The 17,581-nt window shown below is 35.1% G+C and carries 16 protein-coding genes; 3 read left to right on the forward strand and 13 right to left on the reverse strand.

All coding sequences use genetic code 11. From position 1 onward, the window contains the following. Positions 1-77: 77 nt before the first annotated feature. From AC4BC5_RS05770 to AC4BC5_RS05780, 3 genes are all read right to left on the reverse strand, one after another. Positions 78-632: a ClbS/DfsB family four-helix bundle protein gene (locus AC4BC5_RS05770; protein ID WP_490497188.1), complete on the reverse strand. Its 555-nt coding sequence runs from the start codon at positions 630-632 to the stop codon at positions 78-80. Between the two features lie 33 nt (positions 633-665). Then, positions 666-1,109, reverse strand: a complete 444-nt coding sequence (locus tag AC4BC5_RS05775) for a zinc ribbon domain-containing protein (protein WP_490497189.1) — start codon at positions 1,107-1,109, stop codon at positions 666-668. 84 nt (positions 1,110-1,193) lie between these two features. After that, the gene (locus tag AC4BC5_RS05780) at positions 1,194-1,712 is read right to left on the reverse strand and encodes a histidine phosphatase family protein (protein ID WP_490497190.1); all 519 of its coding nucleotides are present in this window, start codon (positions 1,710-1,712) and stop codon (positions 1,194-1,196) included. 362 nt (positions 1,713-2,074) lie between these two features. Between AC4BC5_RS05780 and AC4BC5_RS05785 the strand changes: the two genes are divergently transcribed. After that, on the forward strand, positions 2,075-3,538 hold the full coding sequence (locus tag AC4BC5_RS05785; protein ID WP_490497191.1) for a helix-turn-helix domain-containing protein: 1,464 nt from the start codon (positions 2,075-2,077) through the stop codon (positions 3,536-3,538). A 301-nt stretch (positions 3,539-3,839) separates the two neighbouring features. Next, positions 3,840-5,357, forward strand: coding sequence for a helix-turn-helix domain-containing protein (locus AC4BC5_RS05790; protein WP_490497192.1), 1,518 nt, complete (start codon positions 3,840-3,842; stop codon positions 5,355-5,357). Positions 5,358-5,504: 147 nt separating this feature from the next. Here AC4BC5_RS05790 and AC4BC5_RS05795 read toward each other — a convergent pair whose 3' ends face one another. The 6 genes from AC4BC5_RS05795 to AC4BC5_RS05820 all read right to left on the reverse strand — a co-directional run bounded on the left by AC4BC5_RS05795 (position 5,505) and on the right by AC4BC5_RS05820 (position 14,350). Then, the gene (locus AC4BC5_RS05795) at positions 5,505-6,563 is read right to left on the reverse strand and encodes a WxLIP family cell surface protein (protein ID WP_490497193.1); all 1,059 of its coding nucleotides are present in this window, start codon (positions 6,561-6,563) and stop codon (positions 5,505-5,507) included. 55 nt (positions 6,564-6,618) lie between these two features. After that, complete coding sequence (locus AC4BC5_RS05800; protein ID WP_490497194.1) at positions 6,619-7,383, reverse strand: WxL domain-containing protein; 765 nt, start codon at positions 7,381-7,383, stop codon at positions 6,619-6,621. Positions 7,384-7,470: 87 nt separating this feature from the next. After that, positions 7,471-11,886: a WxL domain-containing protein gene (locus AC4BC5_RS05805; RefSeq protein ID WP_490497195.1), complete on the reverse strand. Its 4,416-nt coding sequence runs from the start codon at positions 11,884-11,886 to the stop codon at positions 7,471-7,473. Positions 11,887-11,950: 64 nt separating this feature from the next. Then, positions 11,951-12,991 (reverse strand): WxLIP family cell surface protein, encoded by a 1,041-nt coding sequence (locus tag AC4BC5_RS05810; RefSeq protein ID WP_490497511.1) that lies wholly within the window; start codon positions 12,989-12,991, stop codon positions 11,951-11,953. Between the two features lie 64 nt (positions 12,992-13,055). Next, positions 13,056-13,892 (reverse strand): WxL domain-containing protein, encoded by an 837-nt coding sequence (locus AC4BC5_RS05815; RefSeq protein ID WP_490497196.1) that lies wholly within the window; start codon positions 13,890-13,892, stop codon positions 13,056-13,058. 116 nt (positions 13,893-14,008) lie between these two features. Continuing rightward, positions 14,009-14,350 carry an LPXTG cell wall anchor domain-containing protein gene (locus AC4BC5_RS05820; RefSeq protein WP_490497197.1) on the reverse strand — a complete coding sequence of 114 codons (342 nt, stop codon included), beginning with the start codon at positions 14,348-14,350 and terminating at the stop codon, positions 14,009-14,011. Between the two features lie 339 nt (positions 14,351-14,689). Between AC4BC5_RS05820 and AC4BC5_RS05825 the strand changes: the two genes are divergently transcribed. Continuing rightward, entirely contained in the window at positions 14,690-15,160 is a 471-nt protein-coding gene (locus AC4BC5_RS05825) for an RpiB/LacA/LacB family sugar-phosphate isomerase (protein ID WP_490497198.1), read from the forward strand. Between the two features lie 107 nt (positions 15,161-15,267). Here the strand turns inward: AC4BC5_RS05825 and yghU are convergent, their stop codons facing one another. From yghU to AC4BC5_RS05845, 4 genes are all read right to left on the reverse strand, one after another. Then, on the reverse strand, positions 15,268-16,053 hold the full coding sequence (yghU, locus tag AC4BC5_RS05830) for a glutathione-dependent disulfide-bond oxidoreductase (RefSeq protein WP_490497199.1): 786 nt from the start codon (positions 16,051-16,053) through the stop codon (positions 15,268-15,270). 65 nt (positions 16,054-16,118) lie between these two features. Further along, positions 16,119-16,502: a cytidine deaminase family protein gene (locus tag AC4BC5_RS05835; protein ID WP_490497200.1), complete on the reverse strand. Its 384-nt coding sequence runs from the start codon at positions 16,500-16,502 to the stop codon at positions 16,119-16,121. A gap of 15 nt (positions 16,503-16,517) precedes the next feature. Next, the gene (locus AC4BC5_RS05840; RefSeq protein WP_490497201.1) at positions 16,518-16,862 is read right to left on the reverse strand and encodes a DUF6176 family protein; all 345 of its coding nucleotides are present in this window, start codon (positions 16,860-16,862) and stop codon (positions 16,518-16,520) included. A gap of 74 nt (positions 16,863-16,936) precedes the next feature. Continuing rightward, entirely contained in the window at positions 16,937-17,536 is a 600-nt protein-coding gene (locus AC4BC5_RS05845; protein ID WP_490497202.1) for an AAA family ATPase, read from the reverse strand. Positions 17,537-17,581: the final 45 nt, after the last annotated feature.

Consider the following 17,581-nt stretch of genomic DNA (forward strand, 5'->3'; position numbering starts at 1 on the left):
TGGCATCCCTACTGGAATACATGCTGTTGTAACACCGAATAGGATCATTTTTCCTTTCTAATTATCTAATAAAATTATTATTTCAACTGATGAGATAATGTTTTTTTATGTTTTTTGATTTTTTTAATTGCCCAATCATAATGACTAGAAGTTACTGAAACACAATAGCTGCCTAGAGTATTGTTCCCTGTCCATTTCAAAATCCCTTTAGAAAATAATTCGTCATTTGAAAAAGAGTGTGTGACTTTCATGACTTCTACGTGGCTTTGGTCAAGTAGTTCTTTTGCATGCTGATAAGAAGTTTGTTGATGCTTTTCCCAAAATTCAATATTCATCTTCGGATATGTTCGCCAATTATAAGGCTCTGGTAAAAATGATACCTGTTGGCCATTTGTATTATTGGTCACCCAATTAAGAAACAATTGGTGCCATTCATATAAATGAATCAGGACATCTCGTACATTTTTATCACGTTGCCAATGTGTTGCTTTTTGTTTTTCTAAAAATTCCTTATCAAAATTGAATGGCTGCTCTAGTTCTCGCTTCGTCATAGAGTGTAACAATTTTCCTAATTCAGAGAGTTTCTGATCAGATACTGCTTCTAAATCGACCTTGGTTGTTGGTCTACTCATCTTAGCACGCTCCTTCATTGTATTTTTTGCTAATCACCGCCAATGGTTAAGTTTGGGTAGTAATTCATTTAGCCACAGCTGCACATCTGCTTCCTTTAAATGATAATTAGCTGCCATAGTTGGCACTAGAAAATCTATTAAACTTTGCAGCGAATCATAAGCAAAATGTCCTTCGTTATAGCACCATTTACAATATTCCTCATTAACGGAACCGTCAGCATCTTTTCCAAAAATAGTATCTTCATATAAAGGCAAGCCACAACACTGACAAATCAACTTTCTTGGAGAACCGAGTAATGTGTTAATCGACACATCAAATTCTTTTGAAATAATTTTCAATGTTTCAGTATTCGGCACGGTCTCTCCAGTTTCCCAACGACTAACTGCTTGACGTGTAATCATTAAACGGTCTGCCATTTCTTTTTGCGATAGATGATGCATTGTGCGTATCTTAAGTAAAATGTCTTTAATCTCCATCCCATCGTCTCCATCTGTTGATTATTACTATTATTGTATCGCAAATTCAATCAACATAAAAGCAACTGAAAATTGCTTTGAATCTCAGTATTCCAACTCATATATCCCACAATATTCGACTTGTTTTACTTTCGTAAACACTCGAATCACTTCTGCATGTGTCACACATGCAATACAAGTATAGGCTGCATTTTTGTAGCTATCTAATACACTTGCAACGCGTTGCTGGACTTCTTCTTTGGTTTCAAATTCTAAATCAGCTACCTTTGTTCCATTCAAATAATCTTGATACGCTCTCTTCACTTGTTTCGGATTTTCTAGCTTGTAACCAGTTTTATCAGGTAACCATTCATGGAGTAGCAATTCGACAGAGACAGGTAATGTCTTATGTCTCGTAATTTCCAAAGCAGTTTGCATCGTTCTTGTGTATGGTGACACTAATAAAAGTTGACTCTCATCAAAAAGCGCATGATTCGCAATAGCTTGTGCCTGCTTTATTCCTTTTGTGGTTAATCGAGATAAATCGCGTCCAAATCCTTTATAGTTTGCCTCAGTGACTTGTCCATAATCTGGTTCGCCATGGCGAATCAAATATACTTTCATGATATGCACTCCTTTTAACTAATCTACAAAAACCTCTTTCTCATTTTACCCCATAAATCCTAGCCAATGCTTAACTGGAAACAAAAAAGCCATTTTTTTGATACGTTTTGCTAGCTGTAATGGCCATTTATTATGAAGCTTCTTGCGTTCGTTCATCACTTTTTAAGATTAATTTTAGTATAGCTAATTTTCTATTATTGAGCATTGTTTACTAACAAAATTCCTTATTTTATAAATAGCCATTGGTTTATCTTGTGAATTTTGTGAATTGATTTTTTGGATCATTTCATGTATATATTAATACAACTACTTCTGCTGGACTCTACTGACCAGACTCTAATAGAAAAAGGAGTTATTTATTCATGTTTGGCTTTGATACATCTTTATGGATGATTCGCGATATAATCCTCATCTTAAGTGAACAAGAAGAGGCCATTTCCAGTAAACAACTTCTTAATTTACTAGGATACTCCAACTCTAGTAAATTAAAAAAATTATGCAGTGCCCTACAAAGATACATTCAAGAATCTTATTCAGAAAACGAATTTGAATTGATTATCAGCACTCGAAATGGTATTCGTCTGAAATCTGATCCTTCTCGAAATGCACAAAATTTATTAAGCTTTATCGCTTCAAAAGATTTGGCTTTTGCGATTTATCAAGCTGTGCTTTTAGATCGAACCGTCTCCACAAAAGACTTTTGTAAGGAACATTTTATTAGCATCTCAACATTACAACGAAGAATTAAAAAAATTAACGCAGACATTAATAATTACGGTCTACATCTGACTTTCTCACAAAAAAAGTTTAGTATTCAAGGGAAGGAATCGACCATTCGCTCATTTACCTTTATTCTTCTTTATATAAAAAATCGTCAAATTTCAAATGCTTTTGAGATTGAAAATCATACGCACTATCTAGACTTGTCCACAAAAATTGCCGATTACTTAGGGATAACCTTTCGATGCACACAACAAGAAAGTTTTTCCTTATTTTTATTCGTATTTGAAATGGCGATTCAACGAGGTCACTCCTTCTCGTTTGCGCAAGAAGAAGTTCCCGGCTATAGTGAACTTCACTTTCCAAAGCAGCCAGCCTTTCTTAATTGGCACGAAGAGGAGTGGCAGTTTCTTTTATTAATAACATTTAGTTCAAATATAGTTAACTACGAGATTCCTGTTGATACTTCAGACTTTCATTCTGAAAAAATAGCGACCGTAGTGACAGAGTGGATTGCTTGTTTTGAGCGTTATTTTTCTATTTTTGATTATAGCCAAAGAGATTTTTTGTATCAAACCTTTTTAAAAAAATATTTTTTTAATTATTTTTTTACAGTCGATGATGCACTGCTCCAAGTATTCCCGACTATCAATCTTCAGCTAATTGAGCGAACACAGCCGTTCTACATGCATCGCTTTAACATGTTCTGGCATTCTTTTTCTAAGCAGTGCCCTTCATATAATAAAATTGCCTTAAAGGCACAAAGCTTTCTTTTATGTCAACACTTCTTTCCCTTAAAAGAAGCTTTTCCTACGGTTAAGCTTTATGTCTTTACTGATTTAACAGTTCTTTCTTTTTATCGGATTCAGGATAATCTAGTAACATTTTTCTTAAATAAGTATAAGATTTCCTTTGTTTCTAATTGGGAGTTGGCAGATGTAATTATCGGAACAATCGATTTTCGAGAAAAAAAACTTTTAGAAAATCAACTATTCATCATGATTCGTATCCAATTAACTACTCAAGACTTAATACACATTGATGAAGAAATTGAAAAATTAATGCTAAAAAAATATCGCATAACTACTGATTTCCCATATGAATAAGAGAAACATTCATTTTTAAGAACATGCAATGACACGAGCAATGTCGCTTATGTAATCTATCAATTTTTATCATTAATTCAGGTACGATTAGTTTCAAAAAAGGAGGGATACTAAAAGTATTTTTTGAAGTTGCGATTATTCAAATAGATTCAACTACAAAGCTGAAGAAGTAAACTATCATAGGCCTAACGCCTTTTGATTTTTTGGATAAGTTGTTTTTTCTTGGAAGATTATTCAATTCAATAAACCATCATTACATGATAGAATAATATTAGGAGCTTATAAAAAAGGAGGGCTTTTGTTGAATAAAACATTTATGAAATTATATGATGCTGATGTAGCCAAAGAAATAATGGTCTTATCCTTTCTATCAAAATGTGAACACCCCGTTTCAATAAAAACAATTTCTGATGAATTAGCTTTAACACCAATAAGTGTGGTTAAATATTTAGAAGGGATTCAAAATGCCATTGCTGAGCTGAACTTAGACCAAATGATTCTTGAAGAAACTGAGGAAGGTGTAATCTACAAAGTTAACTCTCTAAATGATTACTATACTTTACGAAATTTCTTGGCTTATTCTTCACTCAGCATTAAATTAGCTGTCAGACTCTTATTAGGCGACTCGATTCCACGTGAACAATTTATGATGCAGTATTTTATTAGTGAAGCTACCTTAAAAAGACGAATCAAAGCATTAAAAAATGTATTTTTAAAGAATGACATCGAATTAGTTTCTAGAAATGGTGCTTTTAGTTTACAAGGTGAAGAAATGCAAATTAGAAAATTAGCCTATGATGTTTTACACGATTTGTATCGATCCGAAATTTGGCCTTTTGAAGAAATATCTGAAGCCTTTGTAACAACTCAAATAGCTAGTTACTTAGGTACAGAAGAAACTTGCGAAATAAAAACTTTGTTCCGAAAAGCTAAAATAGAATTTGGGATAATGATTTCTAGGCTACGTAATCAGCAGGATATCCATACAAAATATCCAATCCTCTCCTCTAAACTTGAAACCATTATCATGAAGGTAATCCCAAAAGAGTCAGAAGTTCCAACAAATCAAGCAATTTTATTTACCATGACGTTACTTTCAAATGAAAAATATTACTCTACACCAAATGGACAGTCGACTCTGCTACTTCTACAACAGACAAACTTCTCAGTTCAAGAAATAGTTAATCATTCAATCGAAAAGTTTTACCGTTACTTTGAGTTAGACAAGTCTTATCAGGTTGAAGCAACAACTGTTTATTTGTATAGTATTTATTTTGAAAAACTATTTTTCCCTAACTGGAAGGGGTCGTTACACACTAAAAAAATTGCCCTGCCTTACCCCATGCTTAATAGAAAAATAATCCATTTCGTTTTAGATCTGATGCGCGATTTTCCAACTTTTGTCCAACCGCCAATTCAACAAATTATCACACAGTACATTGTTCTATTTGGTCGATACCGTCCACTTTCTTTTTATGAGTTACCCATATATGTCCATTTAAATGATGATAACTTGCCTACTCAAACTGAGCTAATTTCTATCATGTTTACGCAAGTATATGCCTATAAATATAAAATCGTTTTTTGTCCCTATGACCAAGCAGATATTGTCATTTATGCAACAGAAGCACGTCCAGCAAAACGATTATCTAAACAAAGTGATGGTAACAAACGTATCTTTTTCAGTAACCTATCGGACCCTTTAAAAAATTTTGATTATTTCAATCAAGTTTTCACAACTATTTCTATCGAAAAAATCGTGCAATATAATGATAAAGTAGTGCAGGATTTTTATAATAATTCTAAAAAAACAAGGTGAACAAAGATAATCTTTGTTCGCCTTTTTTTAGTTTTCAACTGAAAGACATTTTTCTAAGAAACTTTTATATACAAAATAAATTATTTATATTGTCCGATAAGAAATTGGGGAATGTCTCATAACGTGTATAAATTATAGAAACCATTTTTAATCTTTATGGTTGTCAGCCTTTGCTTTCTTATGATTTTGATAAATCAAATAGGCAACAAGCAGAACAAGCAGAAGTAACAGAATAATCAAGATAACTAATTTCCAATCCATCTGTTTTTCTATATAAGCATCATTCTGATTTAATCTTTTAGCAACATCTCTCGTCACAGTGAATTTTTTTGTCCAATGCCATTCTTGTCCTTTCGAACGGGCTGTCACATCGACGGTATAATCACCACTTTTAAAGGTTTTCCCATTCAAGGGAATCGGGAAAGCAAAATCTGAGTTAGGAGCCATTTGTAGCTGACTTTCTTTAATCTCTGCAAATGTTTCTGATTCGCCGTCCTTATGAACGGTTGCATCTACTTCAAGTTGATTTACAAATGTTGGATATGCATTCTGAATCAAAGTTGTTACTACGTTTTGAGCGTTTACTTGATCAGGATAGACATCCACTAAATCTAGTTCTGGCGTAACAATGTTTCGATTATTACTTAATACTACCCCTATAACAACAGAATAGACATTTTTTACCGTAACTTTATGTGTTTGTTGTTCCTGTTCATTTTTTTTGTCTTCTTCACTTTCAACTTTTTCAACTCGAATGCCTCCAGCTAAAACTCCTTCAAAGGATTCTTTAGGCATCGTAGCTTCTAATTCAATCACTTTTGTTTCTCCGGGACCTAAAGTAACTTCATCTGGCATTTTGATAATATCCTTCAGAAAATAGGCTAAAGAAGGATCATATTCTTTGGCATCCTTGTCATATTCTACAACACCTTTAATATTGGTATAAGCAGAATGAGCAGATAATGCAAGTGTGACGTCTTTATCTTCACCATTAACTAATTCTAAACCAAGTACTTCCTTCTTTCCTGGTTCAAGATTCAAATCAAAATAACTATTGTTTGTATCAAACTGGGAGTCTGGAAGAATGGGCTGAACTGAAAATTTAAGACCATCTTCTGCAGCATTGACTTTCATCGGTATGAAAATCATGCAAAGTAGCATAAAGAACAAAACGTAGTTCTTTCTTTTCTTCAAAATACTTTTCATAACATTTTCCTTTCAAAAAGCGACGTCACTTTATAAAAAGTAACGCCACAAAAAATTAATCATTACTTGGAGTATCTGTCAACGTCCAATCAAGAGTTGCAGTATATTGAACAGCATCTTTTGCTGAACTACCAGGAACATGCAAGGTAATATCTTTGTTAAGATTTGTGCTAGTCAAATCTGCTTGATCTCCCCAAATAATAGAGGTATCACCTGCACCATGATCTTTCGCTGCGGTTACAATCTCTGTAGCAGCATTTGGCGTTAATTTAATCTCGCCTGATGTACCTTTTGAAGTTGGTTTTTGAGCTTCTGGGCCATTATATACAATAGCAGAATTTGTTAAATGAATTTCTGCACCTACTAATTCTTTATTCAATGCTTTAGTATCGCTAGTTTTAAATTCTGATGCTGTTACTTTCAAATTCCAACCAGCATTTGTTCCTCGTTTGTCGGAAATTTGAGCGAATGATACATAAGGTACTCGCTCATCACTACTTTTTAGTTTTTGTGTTTCAGCAGTCATTGAATAAACTTCATTCTTTTTAGAAATTTTTTGTTGTCCAAAATCCATTGTTGGCACATGGACAATAGACAATGGCCCAGTGATGTCTGTAATATCTGGAAATTCTACATCCGGTTTTTCGACAGGAGGAACAACTTCAGGTTTGTCGTTATTTGGTGTAAACTGAATTGTACCGTTTGTACTCTGATTCAAATTCACATTTGTTTCAGTTTCGTCATCTGCGAAAGCTACTACACTACCTCCTAAAATCAATGCTGATAATGCTCCAATTGATAATAAACGTGTTGTTTTCATATTAATCTCCTCATTTGTATGATATATTATTTCATCAATATTTATTGATTGATAAAAGCTGTTTTATTTTATATTTGTTCTCATTACTTAATTCCCAGGAACCGCACTCAGTTCCCAAGTCAATGTTGTAGCATATTGACTTGCATCAGGATTAGCACCTTTAGGGACATTAAGTTTGACACTTTCAGCTCCGGTTTTTTCATTACCAAAGCGATAAATCCAAGTACCTGTTCCTTCTTTATCATCTGCTGATAGCAGAATTTTTCTAGCTCCGGGAGTTAATGACCAACTATCGAACTGTTGGATTTTAGGTTTACTTCCATTGTTAACAGCAGCTAGTTGCTGATTAGTAAATTGTAAAACAGCACCAGCTAACTCTTGCCCATCTTCTCCAGTAAATTGTTTGTTTTGGGTAACTGAAAGTTGCCATCCGCTTCTTTCATTAGCTAAACGATTATCACTAATCTGCACATAATTTGGACGCTCAGTTTTCTCATCGATGGTTCCATCTGCATGTACTACTTTTTGCGGTTGTGCATAATAGGTTTGATCATTTACCGAAATATTTTGGGTTCCAAAGTTTAGTTGTGAAACAAAATCAATGCTCAATGGGCCTTGATCCAATGGAACTTTTGGTTTGTCTGCCGGCTCAATTTCTTCTGATGGATTGAGCGGATCAACAGGAGCAAGTGGACCTGAATTGGCTACAATCAATGTTGTTGCTGCTTTAAAAGCGACATCATGATAATTCAATTCTTGATCTGGGTTAATATTCCCACGAGAATTGTTTGTTATTGGCGGATTAATAACCCCGGCTGCTTCTGCAGAACCTTCATTGTCACGTAGGAAAACTTGAATCTTATCATCAACTTTTAAATTTCTATTTTCCAAATTAATCGTAAAATCCCCATTTTGACCAAGTGTTATATTTGAAGCATCCAGTAACTGACCGTTGTGAGTAGCCGTGACTTCAACATCTGGATTCTTAGAGGAACCACGAATACTTTTACTTGTTACGGGTACTTGTGAAGATGAAAATTCTGCTAGTTCAGGTGGTATTACAGAAAACACTTCAACTGTGTCTGTCAGGATTTTATTTTCAAAGCCTGCTGTCACTTTCCCCGAACTCAAGGCTACGTCAACAATTCGGACTTTTGAGCCTTTTTCTAATGGTGCATCCAAATCGATTTCAAATAAGCCACCGCGAGGTTCTTCTCCATACATACTGATTCCTGGTGTCGTTTCTGTATGTCCAACAGTTTGAGCGGTATATTCTTTCTTCTTACCGTCTTTTGTTTCAACTTCTACCGTAGCCACTGCTTCATCTGTCCATGCTGGTCGGCTATCATTTAACCCAACCGGTAAACTCACTCGACCATAGATTTTTTTATCTGCATTAGTTGGAATTCTTAGTTCGTCAGCGATTGCCCACTCCCCATTATTACTACTCATACGGCTATAGTTTTCTAATCCATCTTTACCAAACGTTTCCTCATTTAAAATATCTGGTTTACTCGTCTCGCCTAGTCTTCCAAAATGTGCTCTAGAGAAAGAATAATCCAATGTCGAATACGTTAAATCTGGATCATTATCTAGATTATTGCCATTCTTCCATACCGATAGAGCACTATTGGTCGCTGTCAAAGTCGAACTGGCTCTTACATTAAAAATTCTACCGCCACTTGGTCGATTGTTTCTAAAGTTCATAAACAATGGATTGTCAAAGGTAACATTTAAACTTCCTGCATTAAAAATACCGCCAGTGTTTTTCCCTGTTTGACCAATGACTTCAAAATAACCACCTTTGATAACCGAAACTTCTCCATTCGTACTTCCCATATCAAGACCTGCACCAAAATCTGCAACAATTTTTACTTGGGAACCAGGATCTTGAACTTTGAAAGAATTACCTGAGCCCCCAGTATATTGAATCCCTTGATTTAAAATCCCATTTCCACCATTCTGAGGAATACCGCTTCCTGGGTTGTATATTTCAAAATCGCCACCATTTTGAACGGTTATTTCATTGCCTCCACCATACATTCGTACCCCAGGAGCAGTTCCGCCAGTTTTTGAAACTTTAAGTTTAGAATGATCAATGATAAACTTATACCCACCTGAATCAATGAAACGGATTGGTGAGGCGCCACCACTTTGTGCTTCCGAAGCATTGCCATTTTTAATTTCGACATCCGTACCATTCAGCACATTAAATTGACCATCTGAACTATAGATACCAACAGCTGGGGCTTTATCCCCTGCTTCAATCGTTACTTGAGCGCCATCTTTAAATGTCAGATTGGCGTTACTACTACGACTCCCTGTCTTAACTCCTAAAAATAGCGTTGCTCGGTGCGAGCTACCTGAATTGGCATCACTTTTCGCAGTAAAAATCGTATCTTTCCCAGAAACTTCTAGTTTTGGCTGATCGCCACCTAAAAGAATCGTATCAGCTGCTCTATTGCCATTTTCAGCCTTAAATTTACTGGCATCTGCAACTTCTAAAAAGGCATTGGGGCCTGAAAATTCCAATGATTCTCGATTACTTGCCAGCAAGTCTATTTGAGAGTCTTTAATATGAAATTCTGAATCGGCACCCTCTAGAAAAATCCCTTTCTTTGAACCTGTAGCTGTTACGGCTAATTGAGATTTTTGATTGATGTTGAACTTGGGAGCACTCCCACTCAAATAAATCGCTGTTCCTGAATTAACTTTTGTTTCCACATTTAGTTGCGAATTCTTATCTATCGTAATACTAGGTGCACTATTTTTATTTCCCACTTGAATATTATTGTTATTACCAGTGCTGACATTGTCAGTTCTATCTTTTACATTTAATACACTCGCATTAGTCAAAGAAAGTCCAGCATTATCTCCTGTTATGAGTAGTTCCTGTCCAGTTGTTGAATAAAGTTCCACCGTACTGTCAGTCAGAGAAAATTTGGCATTTTCTCCATCAATAGCAAGTGCATTACTTTGTTCTGTTTGAACAACCATTTTGGACTGGTTAACGATTACAGCGGCATTAGAACCTGATAAATTCAAACCTGTTGTTGCTGAATTAGTGGTCAATGATAATAAACTATCCTCACTAACAGTAACTTTAGGCGCTTCACCGCTTAGGTTAATCAGATTGTTATTTCTTGTCCCTGTCGCTCCGCTTTTATTCATTTGTAAGGTACTATTTTTTTGAACAACTATTTCAGAATTAGCCCCACTAAAATCAAGCCCATTCGCTATCCCAGTTGCCATTGTAAGCTCCATAGAGGATTGGTCACTGATTATTAATTTAGGAGCAGTTACTTGTGCAGAAGCCGAAAAAACAGTTGCATTCCCTCTGTCAATCGATACTTTTGCTTGATTTTGTGCCAAGACTTCTTTTGTAGTGCTCAGTGTTTGTCCTGCAGTTGATGGACCTATTTGAGTAGTTCCACCAGCAAAAACAAGCTTTCCTTCTGGAATCGAAGCTAAAACTGGCATATTGGCAATAACATCTTTAAGCTCCAATGTCCATAAAGCGCTAGCTGTAACTTCTGACTGTAATAATGGGTTATTCCCAGTTTTTTTGAGTTGCGCATTTTCAATCCGAATCGTTGCTTTGTCATTCACACTCATTAAATTAAAATATAAGGTATTATTATCGAAATTTAATGAGTGTCCGTTTCCTTGAATCAAGACTGAACGATTAATATTCATCGGATCGCCGGAAGTTTCAGCTATATCTTTTTGGATAGAAATAGTTGTAACATCCGGATTAGCTAACGCTTTACGGAAATCTTCCATTGAAGAAACTTCCACAGTTCCATTTAGAGCTTCAGCAGCTACTGCTCTATTTTTTTCTTTTGCTGCTGTCTTAATAGCTTCTGCTTTTGTACCTTCTTCTACAGTTTGTGATTCTTCTGTATGCTCTTCTGCTGTTTCTTCGGTAACTTGTGATTCTTCAGTGCTCTCTTCTTTCGTTTCTTCAGTAACTTGTGATTCTTCGACACTTTCTTCTACCGTTTCTTCAGTTGTCAGTTCTTCCTCAGGATCAAGGACTTCTATTAATATTTCAGAGTTGGCAACTTTTACTGCATAATTTCCTTTACTTTTAAAAATTAGCGGTAGTGTAAATTGGGTTTGTTCTGTTTGAGAGACAAAGGCCCAACGATTCTCGCCTGCATTCTCAATAGTCATACCTGAAGGTAGTGCAGCTTTATCAACCAAAGTGCCTTCAGGTAAAATCGCCTCTACCTCTTTTACTGCTTGATCTGAAAGCAATTTAACAGAAAATAGTTGATCAACATTTCCTGTTAATTGCTGTTCTTCAAAATAAAAATGAGGTGCTGTATTTTCGATTGTGTTTACATTTAAATCAGGTGATTGTGTTTCTTCAGTTCTTGAATCTAATGTGTATTCTTCTGCATTAACAGAATGATAAGATATTGCATTAAGAGGAAATAGCACAGCCTGAAGAAGAAATATATTCATACTTAGTACGGCAATTTTTTTTCTATTTTTCATTCTTTTCCTCCTATCTTTATCAAACGCTTATTTTTACAGAAACTTGATTTCAAGTGATTGCTGTCTATGATTTTTTTAGAGCCATTCTTCTTTTATATTCAAACCAGGCAACGATAATCACCAATATAACAACTAACGTGATTGTCGCAATTGCCCACCAATTGACACTAGAGTCGATTGTGACATCTTCGCTATTAAAGGTCTTTGCTTCCTTGCCATCAATCGTAAATTTTTGTGTCCATTCCCATTCATCTTCATCTGAGTGTGCCTTCATATCTAAAACATACTCACCTGTTTGGAAACGATCTCCTTCTAATGAAATTGGGAAATCAAAATGAGAATTGGGTGCCATTTGCATGTTCTTTTGATTTGCTTTATATAGCACTTCATCCTCACCGTCTTTACGAACCGTCGCATCGACTTCTAAATTATTCACAAAAGTAGGTTTAGTATTTTGTAGAGTAGCACTAATAACGTTTCTATAGTTCAATTGATCGGCAAAAACATCTAATAAATCTAATTCTGGTTGAATTACATTTCTTTCATTCGTTACCAATACGCCAATTACATAAGCAAATTCGTTTTTTACAGCGACTCCCTCTGCATCAGACACACGTTTATCTTCTGTGGGTACTTCAGATATTCTCAATCCACCGGCTAACATTCCATCAAATTTTTCATCTGGTAATTGTAATAAAACATCTACTACTTTTGTTTCATTTCCTGCTAGCTTGATTGGTTCAGGTGTTTCAAGCAATTCTGCCAATGGATAGCGTAAAGTTGAATCTTTCTCTTCACTGTCTTTAGCATATTCAACTGTGCCGCTAACATTAGTAAACGCTGTATGTGGTGTAATCTGGACTACTACAGGTTCATCTTTTGCATTTTGGAGTTTTATTCTTAATTTCTCCGTTGATCCAGGTTTACTATTTAAATTAAAGTAACTTTTTTCACCTTCAATTTGGCTTTCTGGAAATTCAGGGGTTACATAAAAATTTAATGTCCCCTCATCTGCTTTGGCAATTGTAGAAATAAAGAAACATCCGTAGAGTAGTAAAAATAAATAAATTATTTTTCTTAAGCCTCTCTTATTAGTGATACTCATTTTTTTCAAAAAATACTCCTTTCGTTGCTAAATATAGCACTTTAAACATATATTCTAGCTGTGACTATGGTGTAGCTACTAGTTCCCAAGTAAGGGTAGATGTATAACTTGCGGCATCTTTTGTTGTTTTACCTGGAATAAACAATTGAATCGCTTCATTGGTTACTACTTTTGCATTTGCTTCTTCAGTCTTGCCTTCGTTTCCTTCTTCAGTTTGTCCTTCATTTCCTTCTTCAGTCTTGCCTTCGCTATCTTCTGGTTTTAATTGATCGTTTAAAGCCGTTTGATTTCCCCAAACAACTGATGAAACACCTGCTCCTTTTCCTGCAGTTGCTAACATTACTGATTTCGCACCTGTATTTGGTTCTAATACCAGTGTATCTTCATATGTCGTAGGAGCATTTTGCGCATTATTACCATCATAATAAATTTCAGGATTATGAAGTTTTAATTGGACGCCTCCTAAAACATTGTTTTTTGATGTAGATGTGAAATTAGATAAGCTCAATTGAAGATTCCATCCTGCATTTGTTCCACGAACATCTTGCACTTGTGCAAAACTAACATATGGAACTGTTTTTTCGTTATCGCTTGCTAAAGGTGCCTGTTCAGCGATCATATTATATGTTTGATCTTTATTTGAGATTACTTGTGAACCAAAATCCATTGAAACAGCTTTAGCGATTGATAGTGGACCTGTTGTCTCAGGTACTTCTGGTTTTATTTCTACTTCTGGATTAGTTACTGGAGGAATAACCTCAACTTCTTCTGTCTCATTTGTCTTAAACTCAATTTTTCCATTTGTTTCTACTTTTCTTGCTTCATCTGCAAAAACAGATTCACTTCCTACTACGACTACTGTTGATAAAGCTACAACTGTAGCTAAACGCATGAATTTCATAAATAACTTCCTTCTTTCTTTTTTTTAAATCAATTGACAAAACTTATTTATCATAAAAAATCCATTGTGAATTTCATTGATTCCATAATAGTATGAATTAGTGATGGTTTAATCAATTATCCTTTTTGAGTATGGATGGTGTTCTTTTTATTCTTATAGAACCTAGCAATTATTGAACCCAGCACCAAAAGAATAATTATCATACCAATTAAAAATCCATTATTTTGATTTTCCCCAGTTTTAGGAAGATTTTTCTCAGGTTTTTTTGCTGAAGGTCCTGTATTACCTCCTCCAACTGGTGGTTTAGGGTCAGGAACTTCTCCCGTCCATTCTCCAACAAAGCTTACGCTTCCTTCGGCTTCTCTGGATTGATTATCTTCTCCATGTATAGTTAGTGGTACTGAAAATAGCAATAAAAACATACAAAATAATAAAAACAGTTTATTTTTTTTCATCATATTTCTATTAGCCTCCTATACTTTATTCAGTGATGTATAGAGAATGCTATCTATTAAAACTACAAAACATACCATCAATTTTGTACTATCATTAAGAATTTTATGCACATCACATTTTTTACTCAACCTAGTATAAGAGGACTTTTAGATTAAAAGAGCTCATCTTTTTTTGTTTTACGAAAATTTTCTGACCTTTTTCATTTTATCCATTTAAAAATCGTAAATTTGTGAATCAAGTTACTTTTATCACAACTATTTGTAATCTGTCTTAATTTTCATTTTATCTAGTAAATTCCCTATCCACATGTTATTCTAAAAGACAAAAAGGAGGGGTTTCTTTTGAAAATTATTATGGCAAGCGATCATGCAGGTGTTGATTTGAAATTAGAAATTATTGATTTACTAAAAAGCATGGGGCATGAAGTGGATGATATGGGACCTTATACAAAAGAAGCAGCTGATTTATCGGATTATGTTTATCCAGCGTCAGTAGCTGTAGCACAGGGGAAAGCCGAACGTGGAATTTTTGTTGATGGGGTAGGTTATGGCAGTGCATTAATTGCTAATCGCATTTATGGACTGGATGCTGTCGTTTGTCAGGACCCATTTTGTGCGAAACTAGCACGTGAACACACGAATAGCAATGTGCTTTGTTTAGGTGGTAAAATTATCGGTTCAGCAATTGCATTAGAAATTGTCAATGTATGGATGACCACAGACTTTCTTGAAGAAGAGAAATACATTCGTCGTGTAAATAAAGTGAAAGAAATCTCTGAAAGACATTTAAAAACTTTGGATGAATGCCAATAAAAAAGAAAAAGAAGCAGAAAAACAATGGGCTCTGTAGCGACCTCCAAAACGTTAGACCAAAAATCTAACATTTTCGGGGTCACGACACCCGTTTTTCTGCTTCTTTTTTATTTAATTTCTTTGTATTCAGCTTCCAATGCCCGTTTTACAGCTGGACGTTCAGCAATTTTATCTGCCCACGCATGTAGGTTTTTATATTCTTTGGTATTTAAAAACTCGGCTGCATCCCCATATAATTCTCCTTGGACTAAACGACCATACCACGGCCAAATGGCCATATCAGCGATAGTGTATTCAGAGCCATTGATATAAGCATTCTCTGCCAAATGTTTATCTAATAAATCGAGTTGACGTTTCGTTTCCATTGTATAGCGATCAATTGGATATTCTTGTGGGAAAGGCGCATAATGATAGAAATGACCAAAACCTCCGCCAACAAAAGGTGCTGCACCCGTTTGCCAAAATAACCAATTCATCAATTCTGTTTTTTCAGCAAGCGTAGTTGGGATAAATTTGTCAAATTTCTCTGCTAAATATAATAAAATAGACACAGATTCAAAGACGCGAATGGGTTGTTCCTCTGAATAGTCCATCATTGCTGGAATTTTAGAGTTAGGATTAATTTTGACGAAATCACTTCCAAATTGATCGCCTGCACCAATATTAATTTTATATAAGTCGTATTGGGCATCTTTTACAGCTGCTTCTTGCAATTCTTCTAATAGAATTGTTACTTTCATCCCATTAGGTGTTCCTAATGAATAAACTTGTAACGGTTTATCTCCGATGGGAAGTTCTTGTTCAAATCGGCTACCTGCTACTGGTTGATTACCAGATACACTTTTTTCTTCTTGCTTCCATTCCCAAACTTTTGGGATTTTATATTCTGACATATTGATTCCCTCCTTTATCTACTTATTAGTATAGCCATTTATAAATTTTAAGACAAGAAATCGCTTTACATTCCCCGCCAATCGTAAGGTAACAATTCTTTCAACAGAACCACTGTTTTATCCCTCACCATTACTTCTGCAGCTAGATTTTTTTCATTTATTTGGCTCAAAAATTCGCGACAACGTCCACATGGAGCTAAAATATCACCTTGATAATTTACTGCAATCAGCTTTTTAATATGACTTTCTCCAGCTAACAACATCGAAGCAACAGCCGCATGTTCGGCACAAAATCCCATTGAACAAGCGGTATCGATACAAATCCCCACATACACATTTCCTGTATCAGTTAATAAAGCAGCTCCCACTGTGCCACATTGAGCAGTTTCTGATAATTTTCTCGGATTCGTCGCTTGTTTGGCTTGTAAATAAAGTTCTGCAAAATCCACTTGTTTTTCCTCCAATCAATTCATCTGTTGTCTAATTTTATCAGGAATCATTACGACTTCAGTGGTAAGCTTTACTGGCTTAGTTGTCGAATCAATACATGCTTTCCAGTATTCTAGGTGTTTTTGATCAACCCAATGTGTCGATTCTTCCACTTCTTGCCCACCAGCTCCTTGCACCGAATACCAATAAAGAAATTCTTGTCCATCCAAGACTTCTCTAAAAATGGTTTCCACATACATTTTTTCATTTTCCAGTGTAAGTAAAACTGCTTGCATATTTTCATTTAAAAATGCTAACCATTCGTCTACTTGCTTTGACTGCCCTGCTAAAACTTTAAAGCGTACAATTTCTACATTCATCCGAAATGCCTTCTTTCTAATATAGTCTAGTTCCTGATCGTCTTAAATTTGAGATTATTGCATAATTGAACTGATTAGCTTTCCTTCATTTGTTTTCTTTTAATTTGTATCCAAGAATCAAAAGCTGCTTCTGGAAGTGGTAAATACGTATAATCCTTTTGTGGTTGGTAGGTATTAATCACTGAAACAGCCTCGTCAAAAACCATTTCTGGCGTCTTACCCGCAATATCAATTAGACATTCATTGGGTAATAACTCACGTTGCATAATCTTGTTAGTCCCTCGTTCCAACGTTGGTAAATGATTTAACCCTGAAGGCTCTCGGTGAATCATTTGCTGCTTGTTTTGTTCAAAGTCACTCGAAATTAATTTCAAACAAATAAATGTTTTCCCCTTAAAACGACTGGGAATTTCTCTTGCGCGAAAATCATCATAGTCTAAAATAATAATATTTTTAAATCCCAATTTATGAAATTGTTCCACCATTGCCAACATTGCTTCCCAACAAACTTTTTCTTCTAATAAGGCCGCTTGATCGGCATCTTGTAAATAATTGTAGAAATCGGGAATCATATGTTGTTCAATATATACACCTTGATAATGTTGATGTAATTTTTTAGCAAGGGTTGTCTTTCCCACACCAGTTGGTCCATTAATAAAAATAAATTCTTGCATGTCACTCAGCTTCCTTTCAACTTCTCTCTCCTAAAATAGTACCTT

Source organism: Enterococcus sp. AMC2644 (assembly GCF_058216475.1).

What these genes read in the sequence shown, in the direction of transcription:
- yghU (WP_490497199.1), bottom strand. Translation starts at nt 16,053, where the DNA reads ATGTCAGAATATAAAATCCCAAAAGTTTGGGAATGGAAGCAAGAAGAA.
- AC4BC5_RS05820 (WP_490497197.1), bottom strand. Translation starts at nt 14,350, where the DNA reads ATGATGAAAAAAAATAAACTGTTTTTATTATTTTGTATGTTTTTATTG.
- AC4BC5_RS05775 (WP_490497189.1), bottom strand. Translation starts at nt 1,109, where the DNA reads ATGGAGATTAAAGACATTTTACTTAAGATACGCACAATGCATCATCTA.
- AC4BC5_RS05840 (WP_490497201.1), bottom strand. Translation starts at nt 16,862, where the DNA reads ATGAATGTAGAAATTGTACGCTTTAAAGTTTTAGCAGGGCAGTCAAAG.
- AC4BC5_RS05780 (WP_490497190.1), bottom strand. Translation starts at nt 1,712, where the DNA reads ATGAAAGTATATTTGATTCGCCATGGCGAACCAGATTATGGACAAGTC.
- AC4BC5_RS05770 (WP_490497188.1), bottom strand. Translation starts at nt 632, where the DNA reads ATGAGTAGACCAACAACCAAGGTCGATTTAGAAGCAGTATCTGATCAG.
- AC4BC5_RS05810 (WP_490497511.1), bottom strand. Translation starts at nt 12,991, where the DNA reads ATGAGTATCACTAATAAGAGAGGCTTAAGAAAAATAATTTATTTATTT.
- AC4BC5_RS05845 (WP_490497202.1), bottom strand. Translation starts at nt 17,536, where the DNA reads ATGCAAGAATTTATTTTTATTAATGGACCAACTGGTGTGGGAAAGACA.
- AC4BC5_RS05785 (WP_490497191.1), top strand. Translation starts at nt 2,075, where the DNA reads ATGTTTGGCTTTGATACATCTTTATGGATGATTCGCGATATAATCCTC.
- AC4BC5_RS05805 (WP_490497195.1), bottom strand. Translation starts at nt 11,886, where the DNA reads ATGAAAAATAGAAAAAAAATTGCCGTACTAAGTATGAATATATTTCTT.
- AC4BC5_RS05795 (WP_490497193.1), bottom strand. Translation starts at nt 6,563, where the DNA reads ATGAAAAGTATTTTGAAGAAAAGAAAGAACTACGTTTTGTTCTTTATG.
- AC4BC5_RS05815 (WP_490497196.1), bottom strand. Translation starts at nt 13,892, where the DNA reads ATGAAATTCATGCGTTTAGCTACAGTTGTAGCTTTATCAACAGTAGTC.
- AC4BC5_RS05800 (WP_490497194.1), bottom strand. Translation starts at nt 7,383, where the DNA reads ATGAAAACAACACGTTTATTATCAATTGGAGCATTATCAGCATTGATT.